Origin of the sequence: Rhodococcus sp. LB1 (genome assembly GCF_001583455.1) — a bacterium.
Classification (GTDB): Bacteria; Actinomycetota; Actinomycetes; order Mycobacteriales; family Mycobacteriaceae; genus Rhodococcus_F; species Rhodococcus_F opacus.
The window spans coordinates 1-597 of sequence record NZ_LTCZ01000195.1; the positions used below are offsets into that span (position 1 = coordinate 1).

At 68.0% G+C, this 597-nt stretch carries 1 protein-coding gene; it reads right to left on the bottom strand.

All coding sequences use genetic code 11. The features are described from left to right. Positions 1–594, bottom strand: a 594-nt coding sequence (locus AZG88_RS24650; protein ID WP_061699487.1) for a TetR/AcrR family transcriptional regulator, incomplete at its 3' end; no start/stop codon positions are given. Between the last annotated feature and the right edge of the window lie 3 nt (positions 595–597).

Here is a 597-nt window from a genome sequence, read left to right on the forward strand (position 1 = left end):
GCCGAGGTTGGCGGCCATCCAGGCGTCGAGCACGCCGACGGTGAGCTCGATCTGTCGTTCCGCCGCTGTGGGGTCGGTGAACACCAGCCAGTTGAGCGCGAATCCGTCCGACAATGTGGACACGATGTACGTCAGCTCGTCGAGGGTTCTCGGGTCCACCGGCCGGCCCCCGGCGGTCGCGGCAGTCTCGAGGATCGCGCGCACGGTCGCGAAGGCCTCGTTGTACACCATCTCGGCCTGCTGGCCCTCCTGACGCTGGCCCCAGCTGATCAACTCGACGATCGCCGCGCCGAAGTCCGGATTCACCAGGTACCACTCCATCACGCTGCGTAACAGGGCGCGGGCGGTGATCGCCACGTCGCCATGGACATCGTTGCGCGTCAGCACTTCTCGATACTGTCCGGCGACGTGCTCGAAGACCGCCGCGAACAGTACCTCCTTCGTCGCGAAGCAGTAGTGCAGGGTGGCCAGCGGAGCGTTCGCCTCCTGCGCGATACGGCGGGTGGTGGCGCCGTCGACCCCATCGGCAGCGATCACGCGCACGGCCGCCGCCACCAGTTCGGCGCGACGTTCGGCGGCGGGAATGCGAGCCATGCC